Source organism: Streptomyces sp. NPDC021224 (assembly GCF_044332905.1).
In the GTDB taxonomy this organism is placed as follows: domain Bacteria; phylum Actinomycetota; class Actinomycetes; order Streptomycetales; family Streptomycetaceae; genus Actinacidiphila.
The window spans coordinates 39,334-53,670 of record NZ_JBIRPW010000009.1 but is presented as its reverse complement, the minus strand read 5'-3'; the positions used below and the strand labels follow the sequence as shown (position 1 = coordinate 53,670).

General features: G+C 72.2%; 11 protein-coding genes. 2 read left to right on the top strand and 9 right to left on the bottom strand.

Annotated features, from left to right (window positions below; genetic code table 11):
* Window positions 1–14: 14 nt before the first annotated feature.
* The 9 genes from ACH4PY_RS23310 to ACH4PY_RS23270 all read right to left on the bottom strand — a co-directional run bounded on the left by ACH4PY_RS23310 (window position 15) and on the right by ACH4PY_RS23270 (window position 12,474).
* Complete coding sequence (locus ACH4PY_RS23310) at window positions 15–1,154, bottom strand: NUDIX domain-containing protein (protein WP_398186058.1); 1,140 nt, start codon at window positions 1,152–1,154, stop codon at window positions 15–17.
* A 66-nt stretch (window positions 1,155–1,220) separates the two neighbouring features.
* The gene (gene fxlM / locus ACH4PY_RS23305) at window positions 1,221–2,489 is read right to left on the bottom strand and encodes a methyltransferase, FxLD system (protein ID WP_398186055.1); all 1,269 of its coding nucleotides are present in this window, start codon (window positions 2,487–2,489) and stop codon (window positions 1,221–1,223) included.
* 24 nt (window positions 2,490–2,513) lie between these two features.
* Window positions 2,514–4,529: an ATP-binding cassette domain-containing protein gene (locus ACH4PY_RS23300; protein ID WP_398186052.1), complete on the bottom strand. Its 2,016-nt coding sequence runs from the start codon at window positions 4,527–4,529 to the stop codon at window positions 2,514–2,516.
* Window positions 4,530–4,906: 377 nt separating this feature from the next.
* Complete coding sequence (locus ACH4PY_RS23295) at window positions 4,907–6,028, bottom strand: hypothetical protein (RefSeq protein ID WP_398186050.1); 1,122 nt, start codon at window positions 6,026–6,028, stop codon at window positions 4,907–4,909.
* Window positions 6,029–6,032: 4 nt separating this feature from the next.
* Window positions 6,033–8,075, bottom strand: a complete 2,043-nt coding sequence (gene fxlM, locus ACH4PY_RS23290; protein ID WP_398186047.1) for a methyltransferase, FxLD system — start codon at window positions 8,073–8,075, stop codon at window positions 6,033–6,035.
* A 37-nt stretch (window positions 8,076–8,112) separates the two neighbouring features.
* Entirely contained in the window at window positions 8,113–9,183 is a 1,071-nt protein-coding gene (locus ACH4PY_RS23285) for a lanthionine synthetase LanC family protein (protein WP_398186044.1), read from the bottom strand.
* Window positions 9,180–11,219 carry a lantibiotic dehydratase family protein gene (locus ACH4PY_RS23280; protein WP_398186041.1) on the bottom strand — a complete coding sequence of 680 codons (2,040 nt, stop codon included), beginning with the start codon at window positions 11,217–11,219 and terminating at the stop codon, window positions 9,180–9,182. Before ACH4PY_RS23280 ends, ACH4PY_RS23285 begins: the two co-directional genes overlap by 4 nt.
* Before the next feature lie 90 nt (window positions 11,220–11,309).
* Window positions 11,310–11,495 carry an FxLD family lanthipeptide gene (locus tag ACH4PY_RS23275; protein ID WP_398186039.1) on the bottom strand — a complete coding sequence of 62 codons (186 nt, stop codon included), beginning with the start codon at window positions 11,493–11,495 and terminating at the stop codon, window positions 11,310–11,312.
* Window positions 11,496–11,652: 157 nt separating this feature from the next.
* Window positions 11,653–12,474: a TauD/TfdA family dioxygenase gene (locus tag ACH4PY_RS23270; protein ID WP_398186037.1), complete on the bottom strand. Its 822-nt coding sequence runs from the start codon at window positions 12,472–12,474 to the stop codon at window positions 11,653–11,655.
* A gap of 234 nt (window positions 12,475–12,708) precedes the next feature.
* Between ACH4PY_RS23270 and ACH4PY_RS23265 the strand changes: the two genes are divergently transcribed.
* Complete coding sequence (locus tag ACH4PY_RS23265) at window positions 12,709–13,140, top strand: NUDIX domain-containing protein (protein ID WP_398186034.1); 432 nt, start codon at window positions 12,709–12,711, stop codon at window positions 13,138–13,140.
* A 3-nt stretch (window positions 13,141–13,143) separates the two neighbouring features.
* Window positions 13,144–14,292 (top strand): helix-turn-helix domain-containing protein, encoded by a 1,149-nt coding sequence (locus ACH4PY_RS23260; protein ID WP_398186031.1) that lies wholly within the window; start codon window positions 13,144–13,146, stop codon window positions 14,290–14,292.
* The last annotated feature ends 45 nt before the right edge of the window (window positions 14,293–14,337 follow it).

Here is a 14,337-nt window from a genome sequence, read left to right as displayed (position 1 = left end):
AGGGGGCGGTCGTGTCAGCTCAGCCGCATCCCCTCCGTGGGGATCTCTTCGATGGCGACGGGCCGAGCGGGGGGTAGACCCCAGCGCTCGCGTGCTGTCTGCGATGCGAGCTGGGCTTGCCGCGCGCCGGGCTGACCCCATCCCAGCAGGGCGGCTGCCTGAGCGGGGGTGGTGAGCAGGCGGATGAAGGCGTGGCCGGTGGCGGGGTCGATGGCCGCCGGGCCGATGCCGGTGACCCGGGCGGCCAGGCGGAGCCTGGCGTTCGGCCCCACTCCGCCGTAGACCTTGCCGGTCTCGTCCAGGACCCAGCCCAGGCGCACCGGGTCGGTGAGGGTGAGCTGGGCTTCCTCGGCGGCTTCGCGGTGAAAGGTAGCCTCGGGGGTGGTGTCGGTGCTCTCCACGGTGCCGCCGGGCAGCATCGGCAGCGCGCCCCGCGGGCCGGGGTCGGCCACGAGGACGACCCGGCCGTCAGGGACGAAGCACCATCCCCAGGCTTGCTGCACGGGGAGATGGTCGGGTACGGGGCCGAGGTTGAGGGGACTGTCCCACAAGGGCCGGTAGCGGACGTGGACGTCGTGCCTGTCCAGTGCCGGGACGTCGAGGATGTGGAGGCCGTCGGCGAGGTGCGCGGTGGCGGTGTTGCCGAGACGGGCACGGTAGGCGGCCAGCATGATCTGCCCGTCCACGGAGCGCATCCGCTGCACCGCGTCCCGGGTCTCCAGGAAGGCGAAATCGGCCAGTTCCTGGGGCGGCAGGCGGATCGCCTTTACCTGGTCGGGGGTGAGCGTGCCGGCGTCGAAGACGAAACGGATCTCTCCGGGGAAGAGCGCGCCGGGCTGAGCGTCGGAGCGGCCCGGGGAGAGGGAGTAGACGGCGAGAATGCCCCCCAGGGGCAGGTCCGTCAGGCCCAGTTCCTCGGCGATCTCGCGTCGACAGGTGACGAGCGGATGTTCGCCGACTTCGACGACACCTCCGGGCAGCAGCCACGAGCCGTCCTCATGATAGGTGGGGCGCACCAACAGGACCCGCCCGACTTCGTCGGTGATGACCGCCGCGGCACCGAGACACGCCGCATGCCGGGGGACGGCGTACCGCGCTGCGGGCGGGGCAGAGCGCGGCGCCAGGTGATCGGAAGGGGGGACGGGAGAGGTCACGATGCGTTGCCTTCCAGGACGGTGGACGGGCCGGTGCGCAGTGCGGTGGTCGGAAGGCGCCGCCGGTCATCCGGTGGTAGGCGAGGCGGTGCTGCCGGGCACGGTCGGCCAGGCCACGGTGATACGGGTGTGCTTCTTGGCGAACACGTGCGGTTCGTGGTCCGTGCGCGCCGGAGCACAGCCGGCTGCCGGTCGGGCGGTGATGAGGGGGCAGCGGGTGCCGCGGTGCCAGTGCTCGACCTGCTCGGCCATCTCCTGCGCGGCGAGGTGTCCTTGGAGGCCGTGGCCGTGGACGACGAACTCGCACAGGCCCTTGCCGTCGTCCCCGTCGCCGATGCGATCGGTGGCCAGCCGGGCGAGAGAGGCCCCGCGGGCGATGGCGGCGCCGGGCCAGTGGCGGGGCGGGGGGTTCAGGACGCCGTTGTCGCCTTCGGGGTCGACCTCCAGGCGGCAGAAGCCGGGCAGGGCGCCGGCGAGGTAGAGGGTGAGGGTGTCGAAGGGTTCCTGACCGCCGACGGTGATGCGAGTGCGGGTCACGGTCGGCACCCGTGTGAGGGCGGGGGCGAGGTCGTCGACGGGCAGCGGGGTGCCGTCCTCCCAGGAAAGGTGGACGCCGGTGCCGGGGACGGTGCGGCGGTTCGATTTCCAGGCGCCGTCGCCCTGCATGGCGACGAAGCCGCAGACGACGAGCGGCTCGCTGCTGTGCAGCGCTCCTTTGTTCTTGGTGAAGCCGATGGCCCAGTGGTAGCCGTGCAGACGCAAGGGGGCGATGAGACGGCCGCCTTCGGCGAGTGCGTCGATCCAGGGCAGGTCCCAGGTGTCGACGGTGACCACGACGGCGTCGAAGCCGCCGCAGGGAACCACACCGGCGGGCAGGTGCTCGGCGTCCGCGGTGACCACGCGGACGTGGCCGTACCCGGTCCGGGCCAGGAAGCGGGTGGCCCGTTCGGTGACGGCCGGGTCGGTGTCGAGGGTGGTGACCTGACCGGTCGGGCCGGTGAGTTCGGCGATGAGCGCGGCGTTGTAGCCGCCGGAGCCGATCTCCAGCACGCGATGGCCTGGCCGGATACGGGCGGCTTCGAGCATGTCGGCCTGGAGCCAGGGCGCGGAGATGGAGCTGGTGACGCTGCCGTCGTCGCGGTGGCGGGTGGGCACGATGTCGTCGGCGTACGCGACGTGGAGGGGCACCTCGGGGGCGAAGGCGTGCCGGGGGACGGTGCGCAGGGCGCGGTCGAGCGCGGGGGTGCGGATGTGTCCGGCGGCGGCGAGCTGGTCGGCCAGCCGGTGGCGCAGGGCGGTGGCGTCGTCGAGTTCCGTGGCGGACGGAGCGGTCACGTGCGGGCCTTTCGGACGAGCGGGTCACACCTGGTCGGAGGTGGTGGGCGTGCCTGGGCCCGGGACGGTGGGCGCGGAGGGGTGGGGGATGATCGCGGTCGGGGCGTACTGGGCGGCCTGGGCGTCGAACATCGCGGCGTAGCGGCCGCGGGCGGCCATGAGTTCGTGGTGGGTGCCGTGCTCGGCGAGGCGCCCGCCCGCGAGGACGTAGATGTGGTTGGCGTGGCGGACGCCGGACATGCGGTGGGTGACCAGGACGACGGCCCGGTTCGGGGCGGCGAGGCGGCGGATGCGGTCGAAGGCCTCGATCTCGGCCTCCGGGTCGAGGGCGGAGGTCGGCTCGTCGACGATGAGGACGCCGTCTGCCTGCGAGGTCGCACTGCGCCAGTGGGTGCGGGCCAGGCCGATCTTCTGCCATTCGCCGCCGGACAGTTCGACGGCGCCGCGGAACATGCGGGCCAGCAGGCTGCGCAGGCCGTCGGGGAGTTTGGCGACGACGGGGCCGGCGGCGGCGTAGTCGACCGAGGGTGTCAGGTCCTCGTCCGTGGCGGGGTGGTCGGGGCGGCCGAGGCGGATGTTCATCGCGGCGGTCACCGGCCAGCGCTGGAAGTCCTGGGTGAGCAGCGAGACGCGCGCGAAGACCTGGGCGCGGTCGAGGCCGTTGACGTCCGCCTCGCCCCAGCGCAGTGTGCCGGTCCCGGGGAGCAGCATGCCGGACAGGATCTTCATCAGCGTGCTCTTGCCGGAGCCGTTCTCGCCCACGACCGCGGTCACCGATCCCATCGGCAGGGTCAGGGACACCCCGTCCAGGGCGGCGGTGTCCCGGTCGGGATAGCGGTAGGTGACCTGGTCCAGGACGATCTCCTCGACCCGTTCGGGTACGGGGGCGCCGCCGGTGTGCAGGGTCCGCCGGCGGGCCTGGGCGAGGAAGCGGCCGTGGTCGCGGACGTACAGGCTCTCCTCGTGGAGCCGGTTGACGTTCATGACCAGTCCGCCCAGGCTCGCCGAGCCGGTGCGCACGGCGATCACGGCGGTGCCGGCGACGGCGAGGCTCATGTGCCCGGTCGTGATCAGCCAGAACATGGCCCCGTAGGTCGCGGCCGTCGCCAGTCCGGATAGGGCGGAGGCGGCCCATTCGGTCAGGGCCTTGCTGGAGGCCAGGCGTTCCTGCTCGGCCTCCGCGCTCTCGGCCATGCGCTCGTAGCGGCTGAGGAGGAAGGGGCCGACGGCGTGCAGGCGGACCTCCTGCGCGGCGGTGCGGTCGGTGAGCAGGTTGCCGATCAGGCGGCTGGCCCGTACGTGCTCGATCCAGCTCATGCCCGACACGTACCGCTCCTGGGCCACGCGCATGGCGCCCCAGCCGCGCGGGGCGGCGATGAGGATCATCAGGGGCAGCAGCAGCGGGTGCAGGACGGCCAGGACGCCGGCGGTCGTGACCAGCGAGATGAGGCCGTTCAGCGCGGCGACGCAGGCGCCGATCATGCGGCGGGCGGAGCCGGGGCCCTGCTGGGCGATGTCGACGAGCCGCCGGAAGTCGGGGTCGTCGATGGCTTCCAGCTCGACGTGGGCTGCCGCGGCGAGGTACTGGGTGGTGGCGATCCGCTTGACCTTGGGCTCCAGCCGCCCGGCGCGGGAGGTGGACCACGCGGACAGGGCGGAGTTGACGACGCCGATGACCGCGGCCGCCAACAGGCCGGGCAGCAGGGCGTGCAGCCGCGCGGCAGTGCTGCCGGTGCCGGCGAGCAGCGCGTGCATGACGGCGTTGACGGCCAGCAGCCCGCCGGCAGCCGCGATGCCCTGGCCGATCTCACTGACCCCGACCGAGAGCAGGGCGCGCCGGTCGGCCTGCCACGCCATGCGCAGCGTGGCACCGACGAGTGACGGCATGGAGCGCAGCGCGGACATCATGGTCAGGTCCAGGCCCGCGTGCTCGTGCTGGGACCAGCCCATGTCGTAGCGCAGCGGCCCGCCGAACAGCTCCTGCTCGGCCTCGGACACCTGCGGGTCGGCCAACTTCACCGGGCCGAAGAACCTCTTCACCGGGCGCCTCCCGCAGGCCAGGCGGTGGCTTGGTAGGACGGGCCGCGGGTCATGCCAGGTACCTCGTGTGCGGTCGTGACCCACGGGTGAGCAGGGTGTTGCGGTCGGCGGCGGAGCGCCAGGGGGCGCTTGAGGAAGCGGTGGTGTTTTCGAACGCGGGTTGAAGGAGTGCAGGCCGGCGTACGGGATTCACGATGGCTCCTCGGAGCGAGATACGGACTGGTGATCGGGTAACGGCGGGTCTGGTGTCGCCGTAACGGGTGGAGGAGGGCGAAATCTAGAACCTGAGTTTGATTTCTCGATGCCTTACCTCTGTGTCCGAACGGCGTGGGCTGTGATGCTGCGTTCGACCACTCAGACGGGCTGGGGTACCTCCTTCAGGGGGTTGTCCGCGCCGCATCGTGGCCACGCAGAAGTCGCTTCAGCTCAGCTTCGCCGAGGGCGACTGCCTCGGACAGGGCCCGCTGATGGCCCGCGCGCATGCCGCTGGCGTCGAGACCTGCGGCCTCGACCACCGAGCCGAGCGCAGACACCCGCTCGGCGCTGAGGACGGCTCGGGAGGGCGGGTGGTGCAGCACTTCGCGCGAGGCATAGGCGTCGAGTCGGGCCACGTCAGCGAGAGCTTCGAGGAGCGCGCTCGACTGCCGCCCGCTGGCGTCGAGTTCCAGGGCGGTCAGGCCTGCCCGGGTCTGGAACACGGCGGTCGACGGCTCGGGGTCGGCGAGGAGCACGACGGTCGCGTGCTGTGCCTGGTCGAGGTCCGACCGTGGAAGCGGTGCATGGGCTGGGCAGCAGTGGGCGCGCAGGAGCTGGGCCACGTGGGTCTCCCAGGGTTCGGTGGGCTTGGTGGCGTCGATCAGGTCGCGGGCCTGCTGGTCCAGGCCTTGTTCCATGAGGGCCATGATCTTGATCTGGCGGCCGTCGAGGAGGCGGTGGCCGATGCCGTGGTGCTGAGCCATGGCGTCGGCTGCGTCGGTCCAGCGGCCGATGCGGGCGAGGGCGCGGGCGCCGTCCACGAGCAAGGTGACGTACAGCTCCTGGCACACCGCGCGGTGGTCCTCGTCCGTGCCGGTCAGGGACGAGAGGTCGACGGTGCGTCCGTCGATCTCGGTCTTCTCCCGGTGCCGCGCTGCGTGGTTGAGGCGGACCAGCAGGTCGTAGGCGGCCTCGCCCTGCCCGTCGCGGGTCAGCAACCGGGAGAGGTTGACCAGCGGCATCAGCGACATGACGGCGATCGGTCCGCTCAGGCGTCCGGCGTCGGCGAAGGCCTGGTGCTGGCGCCAGCACAGGCTGGCGGCCAGGTCGCGCAGGCCGACGTCGGAGGCGATGAGCGCGGCGTAGTTGAGGACTCCGCAGGTGCGGGCCACCAGGTCGTGGTGGCTCGCACCTGCGGGTGCGACGGCCAGACCGGTGAGGTGGTTGATGCGCTCGTCCAGGGGGAGCGCAGGTGCCTTGGAGCGGCGGACCAGGGGGATGCGGCTGGCTATCGCGGGAAGCACCGGTTCAGCCCTTGCGCACCCAGTGGACGACGATCCGGCTGTAGGGCTTGTCGATGACGAAGCGCGGGTCGTCCGCGGTCAGCCGGTCGCGGTAGTCGGCGGTGGCCATGCGGAAGCCCGGTTCGGGGGCGTCGTTGCCGCCGCTGGCGTCCCAAGCGCGGATCTCCTCGACAACCTGCTCGGCGAGGAGGGCACCTGCCTCGCCGTGGCCGATCACGCCGATCTCCCAGTACCGGCCGTGCGCGTCCTCGCCCTCGCGGATGGTCAGGTACGCCAGCGACCCGCCGTCGAGGGCGGCCATGGAGCCCCATCCGAAGTGCGGGGTGAACCCGGGACGCTGCCCGGGGAGGCGCGACAGGCCGTTGGGCAGGACACAGGCCAGGTACAGGTACAGCCACTCCCACGCGGACCCCTGCCGGAACTTCACCCCGGTGTAGAGCTTGGTCTGCTGCCGGTCGAGGACGGTGGCCAGCGCACCGCGGTCGACGTCCTGCTCGCTGAACGTCTCCAGGCGCACGTTGCCCTCTCCGGTCATCGGCACGAGCGTGTACACGTCGTCGCAGACGCCCTTGCGCAGCGGGATGAAGGTGGCCATCTCGCAGGACACGGTTTTCCACGTGTCGCCGTCGCGTTCGAAGGCGAAGGAGCGGGAGATGCTGCCGCGGATCCGCATCGGCAGGACCAGGCGCCCGCCGGAGGCGAGCTGATCGAGGATCTTCACGGGGACGTCGCCGGCGCCGACGGTGAAGATGATCCGGTCGTAGGGGGCGTGCTCGGGCAGCCCGGCCGCGCCGTCGGCCATCACCGCGGTGGCGTTGCCAATACCGGCGTCGGCGAGGTGCTTGCTCGCGCCGGCGACGAGGTCCTGGTCGACGTCGAGGGTCCACACCTGTCCGCAGGGGGAGACGATTGTGCCGAGGAGGGCGGCGTTGTAGCCGGTGGCGGCCCCGGCTTCCAGGACCTTGTGCCCGGGCCGGGCGCCGAGCTGTTCGAGCTGGGTGGCGACGATGGACGGCGCGGAGATGCACGAGATCATCTCCCCGTGCTCGTCGTGCTTGGTCGGGACCGCGTCCTCCTTGTACGCGGTCTCCAGGTCGACACCGGGCAGGAAGGCGTGCCGGTCGGTGCTGCGGAAGGTGTCGATGACCGCCTTCGTGCGCAGGTGGCCGCTGTCGACGAGGCGCTGGGCGAGCGCTTCTCGCAGCTGGACGGGGTCGGTTACGGGTGTCACAGTGGTCTCCGTTCGAGGGAGGCTAGGGTCCGTCAGAGCGGACTTGCGGGTAGATACGTCGCCATCGACGGCGGAGAAGGCGACGTGACGGCCGAGCCACGCGGTGGCGGCCTGCGCGTCGGCAGGCACGCCCGCGCGGTTGAACGCGAAGATCGCGTGATGGGCGAGGACGCCCCGAAGCCCGCGTATCAGTCGGCCGTCGGCGGCGAGCCGGCGCAGGCGGCGCCCGGCGTGCTCGAACGCGGCGACGCGCTCGGCCCAACCGGCTTCCGCGTCGGGGCGCAGGGCCGCGTCGGCGTTCATCAGGCGGCGCATCGCGGAGACGGCCTCCTCCAAGGCGGGACCCTGGGGCGGGGTGACGGGGGGCCGGAGGGCGGCCCACCGTGCGTAGACGTCTCCGGCTTCGAACGGGTCGAGTCCGGCCGCGCGGATCATGGCGGACAGCAGCATCACGCTGCGCTCGCGGGCGCCAGGGGTGCCGGTCTTGGCGAGCGCGGCGGGGCTGTCGGCGCAGAACACGTCGTGCGCGACCTCCATTCCCTCGGGGCCGCCGAAGGCATGGGTCTCCGGTTCGTAGATTCCACTCGTCCAGCCGGTGATCTCGCGGTCGGTGACGAGCTGGTCCAGTAGGCTGGCGGCGGGCTGTTGGGTGCGCAGGCGCACGCCGGCGTCCTTGCGTAGGAAGTGGAAGCGGCGCCCGGACAGTGCGGCCGCCAGCGCCCGTGCAGCGCCCGCGTGCGGGTCGGAGAAGGCCACGGAGGCGTGCCACCAGGGCTGATCTGGGGCAACGGGCAGGTTCTCGTCGTCGAAGGTCACGGGCTTGGGAACTCCTCGGAGGCGGCGGGAAACGGGGTCAGGTGAGCAGGAGGATGCGGGTCCAGCCGGTGGTGTCGGTGGCGTTCAGGGCGAGTTGGGCGCCTGCGCGGCCTTCCATGAAGCCGGGTTTGGGCAGGTGCTCCCAGTCGGCGGCAAGCCGCTGGTGCAGGTCCTGGATGATCGGGCTGAAGCGCTGGGGTGCGGGGCTGTCGGCGGCGACCGAGCGGGCGAGGGTCAGCAGGCCGGCCCAGCCGTGGCAGAGCGTCGAGTCGGTGATGCGGGCGAGTTCCGCCGGGTCAGTCAGGATGGTCGCGACGGTGTCTTCGGCTGCTTGGCGCCGGGCGGGGTCGTCGAGGGCGAGCGCGGCGAGTTGCTGGGCGCGTGCGATGCCGGGTCGGCCGTAGCACCAGGACGGGCGGGCCGGTTCCGGGGCGCGTGGCTGGTCGGCGTCCAGGTGGGCTGCGGTGGACCAGTAGCGGGCGCCGTGCCGGTCGAGCCAGGTCGCGAACGTGTCTACGGCCTCCTCCTGACCGGGGACGCTGACACCGGCCAGGAGGGCGAGGGAGAGGACGGCCAGAGGTCCTGCGATGCCGTGGGCCATGCCGTTGTTGCCGTGCCCACCGGCCATCTCCTTCCCGTCCGGGCCAACCGGCGACCACCACCCGGGCAGCAGCACCCCGTCACTGCGGGAAGGGCGATCGAGCGAGACGAGGCTGGCGAGCACGTCGGGCAGCCGGGGCGCGGTCGGGCGGCGGCCCAGCAGCAGTGCGGCGAGCCCGGTCAGGCCGCGGATGAGATCCCATTCGGCGAGATGGGGCAGCGCGCCCACCGCCTGACGGTGGCGGGCGGCGGCGAGCCGGGCGTCCACGACGCGGTCGACAGCCGCGCGGACGTCGTCGTTCGCTGCGTGCACTCCGGCCAGGATGAACTCCAGGGCGGGTGCGCCGTGGAACAGGCTGGCGTTGCCGCCGGTGCTCACACCGCGGGCGGTGGCCTGGGCGAGGTGGCGTCGGGCGGTGGACAGGTCACGGCGCTCGATGTCGAGCAGGGCCATCCCCAGGGCGCCCTCGGACAGGTCCTGCCTACGCGGCACGGTCGTCGTGGTCATGCGCGCCTGGCCAGGGGGATGACGATGCTGTGGGCCCGGCCGCCGATCCACCCGTCGGCGCCTGCCGGGGGCGCGTCGTGCAGCGTGGCGATACCGAACGGACTGGCGTCCAGATGCGCGCGCAGCAGGTCCAGGTCGACGTCCCGGGTCAGGTCGAGGGGCAGCTGCTGGTCGTCCTCGGCAAGCAGGACCCTCGCCGGCACACCGAACCGGGTGCGCCAGGCGTGGAGTCGCTCCGCCCACTGCTGGAAGGTGGCGGTGCCGGCGGGCAGCGAGCGACGGCGGACCTTCCACCGGGCGGCGGTGAGGATGGTGCGCCGGTAGGTGAGGGCCGGGGTGAAGGGCAGCGCCCAGGCGGCACCCCAGTCGAACCAGGTCACCTGCGGGGACGCGGCACGGCTGATCTCGCCGAGGAAGCGGGCCATGGGCGGGGTGTGGTTGTTCCACAGGAAGTTGATCGCGGTGGGGGCCAGCAGCTCCAGAGGCTTGCCCGTAGCGGACTCGACCAGCTGTGGGCGGCCGCCGGCGACGCTCACCGCCAGGTCGCGGGGGAAGAGGACGTTCGGGGCGGGGCGCCGGAATTCGCCGACGCTGACGACGCGCGGCAGGGCCTGCGGTGCGCGGGTGAGCAGGTCGGCCGGCACACGTCCGGCGTGGAAGGAGAGCTGCGCGAGCTCCGCCTCCGGATCGACGGTGGGCAGGTTCGCGTATGCCGTCTCGGCGCCGGGCAGGAGGTGCCAGAACCGTCCGGTCATCGATCCGGCCGCGCGGGAGACGGTCAGTACGCGCAGCCGGAAGTCGCCCCGGTCCAGCGCCGGGACCGAGGAGGCGTGGACCTGCGCGGCCAGTTCGAGGTGGGGCGCCAAGCCGGAGGGCTTGGTGCCGGCCGCCGCTTCCAGTTCCTCGATCATCGCACCGGTCACCGCGACGGTGCGGGTGCCTTCGACGGCTGCGGTGCCGGCCAGTTCCAGCAGCAGGCGGTCGCGCCGGGACATCGCACGGGGCGGTTCGCTCGCCGTGACGAACCCGGCCGGGAAGCCCACACCCCGGTCGGGGTCCGTCACTGCTTCCACCGGCACCGCGGTGTTCTCGCCGTAGCGCTCGGAGAACTGCTCGATCCACCGCCGCCAGGCTGGTGTCCCGTTCGGATGGGTGACCAGGCGGGCCAGGACGGTCGCCGCGGTCTCCGCTTCGGTCAGCACCTGTACGGGCAGCCGCACGTCGGCGTCCAGCCGTAGGTCGCACGCTGTCAGTAGGCCGGTTGCCTGGTCGCGCGCTGTCGGCGGTAAGACGCCCGCGGGGTCGGTGATGGTGGCGGGTGCGCGCAGCGAGGACCGCAGCAGCCTCACTCGCAACAGCTCACCGAGAAGACCGTCGCACGCGGGGCCGCTCACGGCGGGGAACTCCGCGGCCAGCTTGTCGGACAGCTGGCGGTAGCCGATCGGGTATCGCGCCAGGTCGAGTACGAGGCGCAGGGCCGGACTGAGCGCGAGGCGGAACTCGGCATCGCCCTCGGACGGCACGTGGACGTGCTGGTCGCGCTGTCGGATCAGGTTGTTGACGCAGACCTCGGCGTCGGCCATCCGCGCGGCGTCGCTCTCCCACGCACTGAGCATCTCGTCGAGACCGGCCGGGTCGGGGCGAGCGGCCGCCTGGTGCTCCTCGCCGATGTGCACGGACGTGGTGTGGCCGAAGCCGAGAGGGGCGACTCCGGCGAAAAGGCCGTACGGGGTGGAGCGGTGCGCGTAGCGGATCGCGTAGCGCGCGGTGGACAGCGCCGCCCGGCGAGCCCGGCGCGCCTTAGGCGTGCGGCCGTCGACGATGGCCTGCACCTGGTCCGCCAGGTGAGGGCTCGCGTGTGACACGGCCTGTCGGAAGTCGCAGTCGGACCACACAGCGGTCAGCCACGACCGCCACCCTTCCACGGGCGCCGTGGCGTTCGGCCAGGGCGGCATGGCGGGTTCGGTCGTGTGGACCGTGGCCCGCAGCATGGCCTGCCCCGCGCCCTCGTACAGACCGGGCCGTTGCCGCGTCATCAGCGCTCTCCTCATCTTCTTCCTGGCGGTCGGGCGGTCGGGCCGGACGGGGAAAACCCCGTCCGGCCCACGCTGCCGAAGAGATCCGGACTACGAGGTGGTGCAGGCGCTGGGGCAGGAGCTGCCGCAGGTGTCGCCCGTGCTGCACATCAGGACCGTCTCGGTCGCCGGCGTGCCCTCGATGAAGGTGATGTCGAGCCCGAACGGGTCGTCATCGGTCTTCACGGGGCCCGCCTGTGCGGGAACGGTCGGCCTCTCGGCCTGAACGGCGGTCATGCATGCCTCCTAGGGGTGACGGATGGTGCGAGACACCGGGATCCGGCCGGACCCCGGAGGTTGCGCCCAGACACCGGTGGCCATCAAGGACCCCGGCCGGTGACGTCTGGGAGTTCGGTGCGGGACCTGCCGACAGGGGTGCGGGATGCGCACTGCTTCACCGGACGCCGTGGGGCAGGCCGGGCTGGTCAGGCCGATTCGGACGTCCGTGGTCCCCGGCAGTGTCCGCGGCGGCGGTGTTCCCCGCTTCGGCAGGGCTCGCCGTGGCCGGGGCGGGGAAACCCGGGTCCAGGGCCAGACGGGGATCGGGTCGCCCAAGCGCCCGCAGCAGCCGGCGCTCTCCGGTGAACGAGGTGCGGCCGTGCAGAACTCGGTGGTTGTCCAGCAGGAGACCCTGCCCACGGGCCAAGGGCAGCCGAAGGGTGTTCCGCTCGACGGTGCGACGCAGTGCCGGCAGGTGAGCCGTGGCATCCGGCGAGAAACGGGCGAGGGAGTCCTGCCGCAGCCGCAGGCGCCACCGCCCGCCGGGAAGGCTCTCCAAGACCGGGGCGAAGTGGCCGTCCGCCCCGCCGAAGTACGCCGCACGCGGCGCCGAGAGAGCCTTCAGGGCCGACGGACGGATGTCCGCGAGTTCGGCCAGAACGGCCTGGCCGTCCACCAGCAGGCTCTCACCGCCGGTATCGGCCGTCCGCGCGCAGACCAGCAGGATCAGCCGGGGAGGGTGCGGAAGCTGGGCGCACTCGGTGTGCAGCGCAAGGCGGCCGCGTCCCAGGCCGGCGAAGCCCGGCTGCCCCTCGTGACGGCCGGTGTCACGGATCACGGTCAGGCCGTCCGGATCGGCATCCCGGTGCTGCCACAGGGGGGACATCAGCCACCCCGCCGCGCCGAGGACGTCGTCGCGTCCACCGAAAGGCCCGAGCCGCACCAGGCCCCGGTCGCGCAGCACGGCCGCGGCTCGCTCAAGCACCTCGCCGCCCAAGGCGCCGGGGCTGAACTCCTCGTCCGCAGCCGGGACAGCGGCAGGGAATGAAGGCATCGAGAATCCCCCTCGTGAGAACGGGCGGATGGGAGAGGTCACACTGTCCTGGACACATCGGCCCGCAGTGAAGTGACAGATTGTCAAAGCCCGCCCACCTGCAGACGGACACGTTCGCCGGCCGCTGACTGCTACGTTCGACGAGCCCCTGTCCGCCCGTGCACCACGGAAGAAGAAATGACCGGACAGCCTGAACAGCCGTACGTGCCAACCGCCTTCCCCATCTCGGTCAAAGGCGTCGTCCTCGACCCGCAGAACCGAGTGCTCCTGCTGAAGAACGAACGGGAGGAGTGGGAGCTGCCCGGCGGGAAGCTGGAGGGATCCGAGACCCCCGAGCAGCGGGTCGCGACCGAGATCCGGGAGGAGAGCGGCTGGACTGCTCGCGCGGGCCGGCTGCTCGACGTGTGGATGTACGAGCCGATCCCCGGTAGGCAGGTGTTCATCGTCACCTACGGCTGCACCGCGACGGACGCCCATCGACCGCCGATCGTCAGCGACGAGCACAAGGAAGCCGGGCTCTTCCACCGCCACGAGGTTCCCGACCTGGTCATGCCGCAGGGCTACAAGGACTCCGTCGACCGCTGGTACGCACAGCACGACCGGGCCTGACCAGTGGGCCGGCCGAACGCCCACGGCGGCATCCGCTGGCACTGGACGACCCCCAGGGCCCAGGACATCCTGCGCCGCCGCAGCCTGCCCGAGATCCTCGCCTTCTACCGGCAGCTGAACCGGATCCCGCAGGAAGAACTCGGCGCACTCCTCGGCTACTCCACCTCGTACATCTCCAGGGTGGAGACCAAGAGCCGCACCATCACCGACATCGGAGCGCTGCGGCACATCGCCGGGCGCCTCGGCCTGCCACCCCACGTCTTCGGCGTCACCGACGAAGCCGACGGAGACCACCGCGCCATGATCCAGTTCGCAGAGAGCGTCCTGCGGCTCGCCGACATCGCCCGCCAGGCCGGCCACGCCGCTGAGGCCGTCGACGAACTCTGGCCCCTCATCGCACGCCTGGAAGCCAGAGCCGCCGACGGCCACACCGACACCGACGTCCTGCGCCTGCTCGCCCGCGCCCGCATCGGCCTCGGCGTCGCCCTGGGCCATGTCCTGCCCGAAGAACACCTCGCCACCGCCGCGCGATGGACCGGCAAGGGCGTCACCATCGCCCGCCGTCTCGACGACCACCCCCTCTACGCCCACGCCCTCCGCCACCACGGCAACGAACTGCGCAAGGCCGGCCTGCACCACGCCGCCCTCGACCGCCTCGCCCACGCCCGAGCCCTCTCCCGCACCCCGGACGAACGAGCCGCCGCCGTCATCCTGCTGGCCCGCGCCGCAGGCACCGCTGGCGCCACGAACGTCTTCGACGAGGCCATGGCGGAAGGCCGGAGTCTGCTCGACACCGCCGACGTCACCCCGCTGTTCTCCGAGTTCACCCTCCACGAGGTGCAACTTCGTGGGCTGGCCACCACAGGCCGAACCCAGAAGGCCACGGAGCTGCTCGAACGCTCCCCTGCTCCGGGGCTCCAGGCCAGCCCGCAGTGGCGCATCATCTCCGCGATCACCGCCGGCGAAGTCCTGCTGCGCCGTGGGGATCCCGACGCCGCAGGCGAGCAGATGCGCGCCGCCCTGCAAGGCGCCGAGCTTCACCGGCTGCCCCACCAGGTCCAGCGGGTCATCCGCGCCAGCAGCCCCCTGCCCGAGATCCGCGAACACGCGCAGACCATGCTCGCGCGGCTGCGAGCGGACATAGCGGCCTGAGTCCGGACGCCGGTTCGATGCCCGACCTAGGCAAGCCGGCGCGCT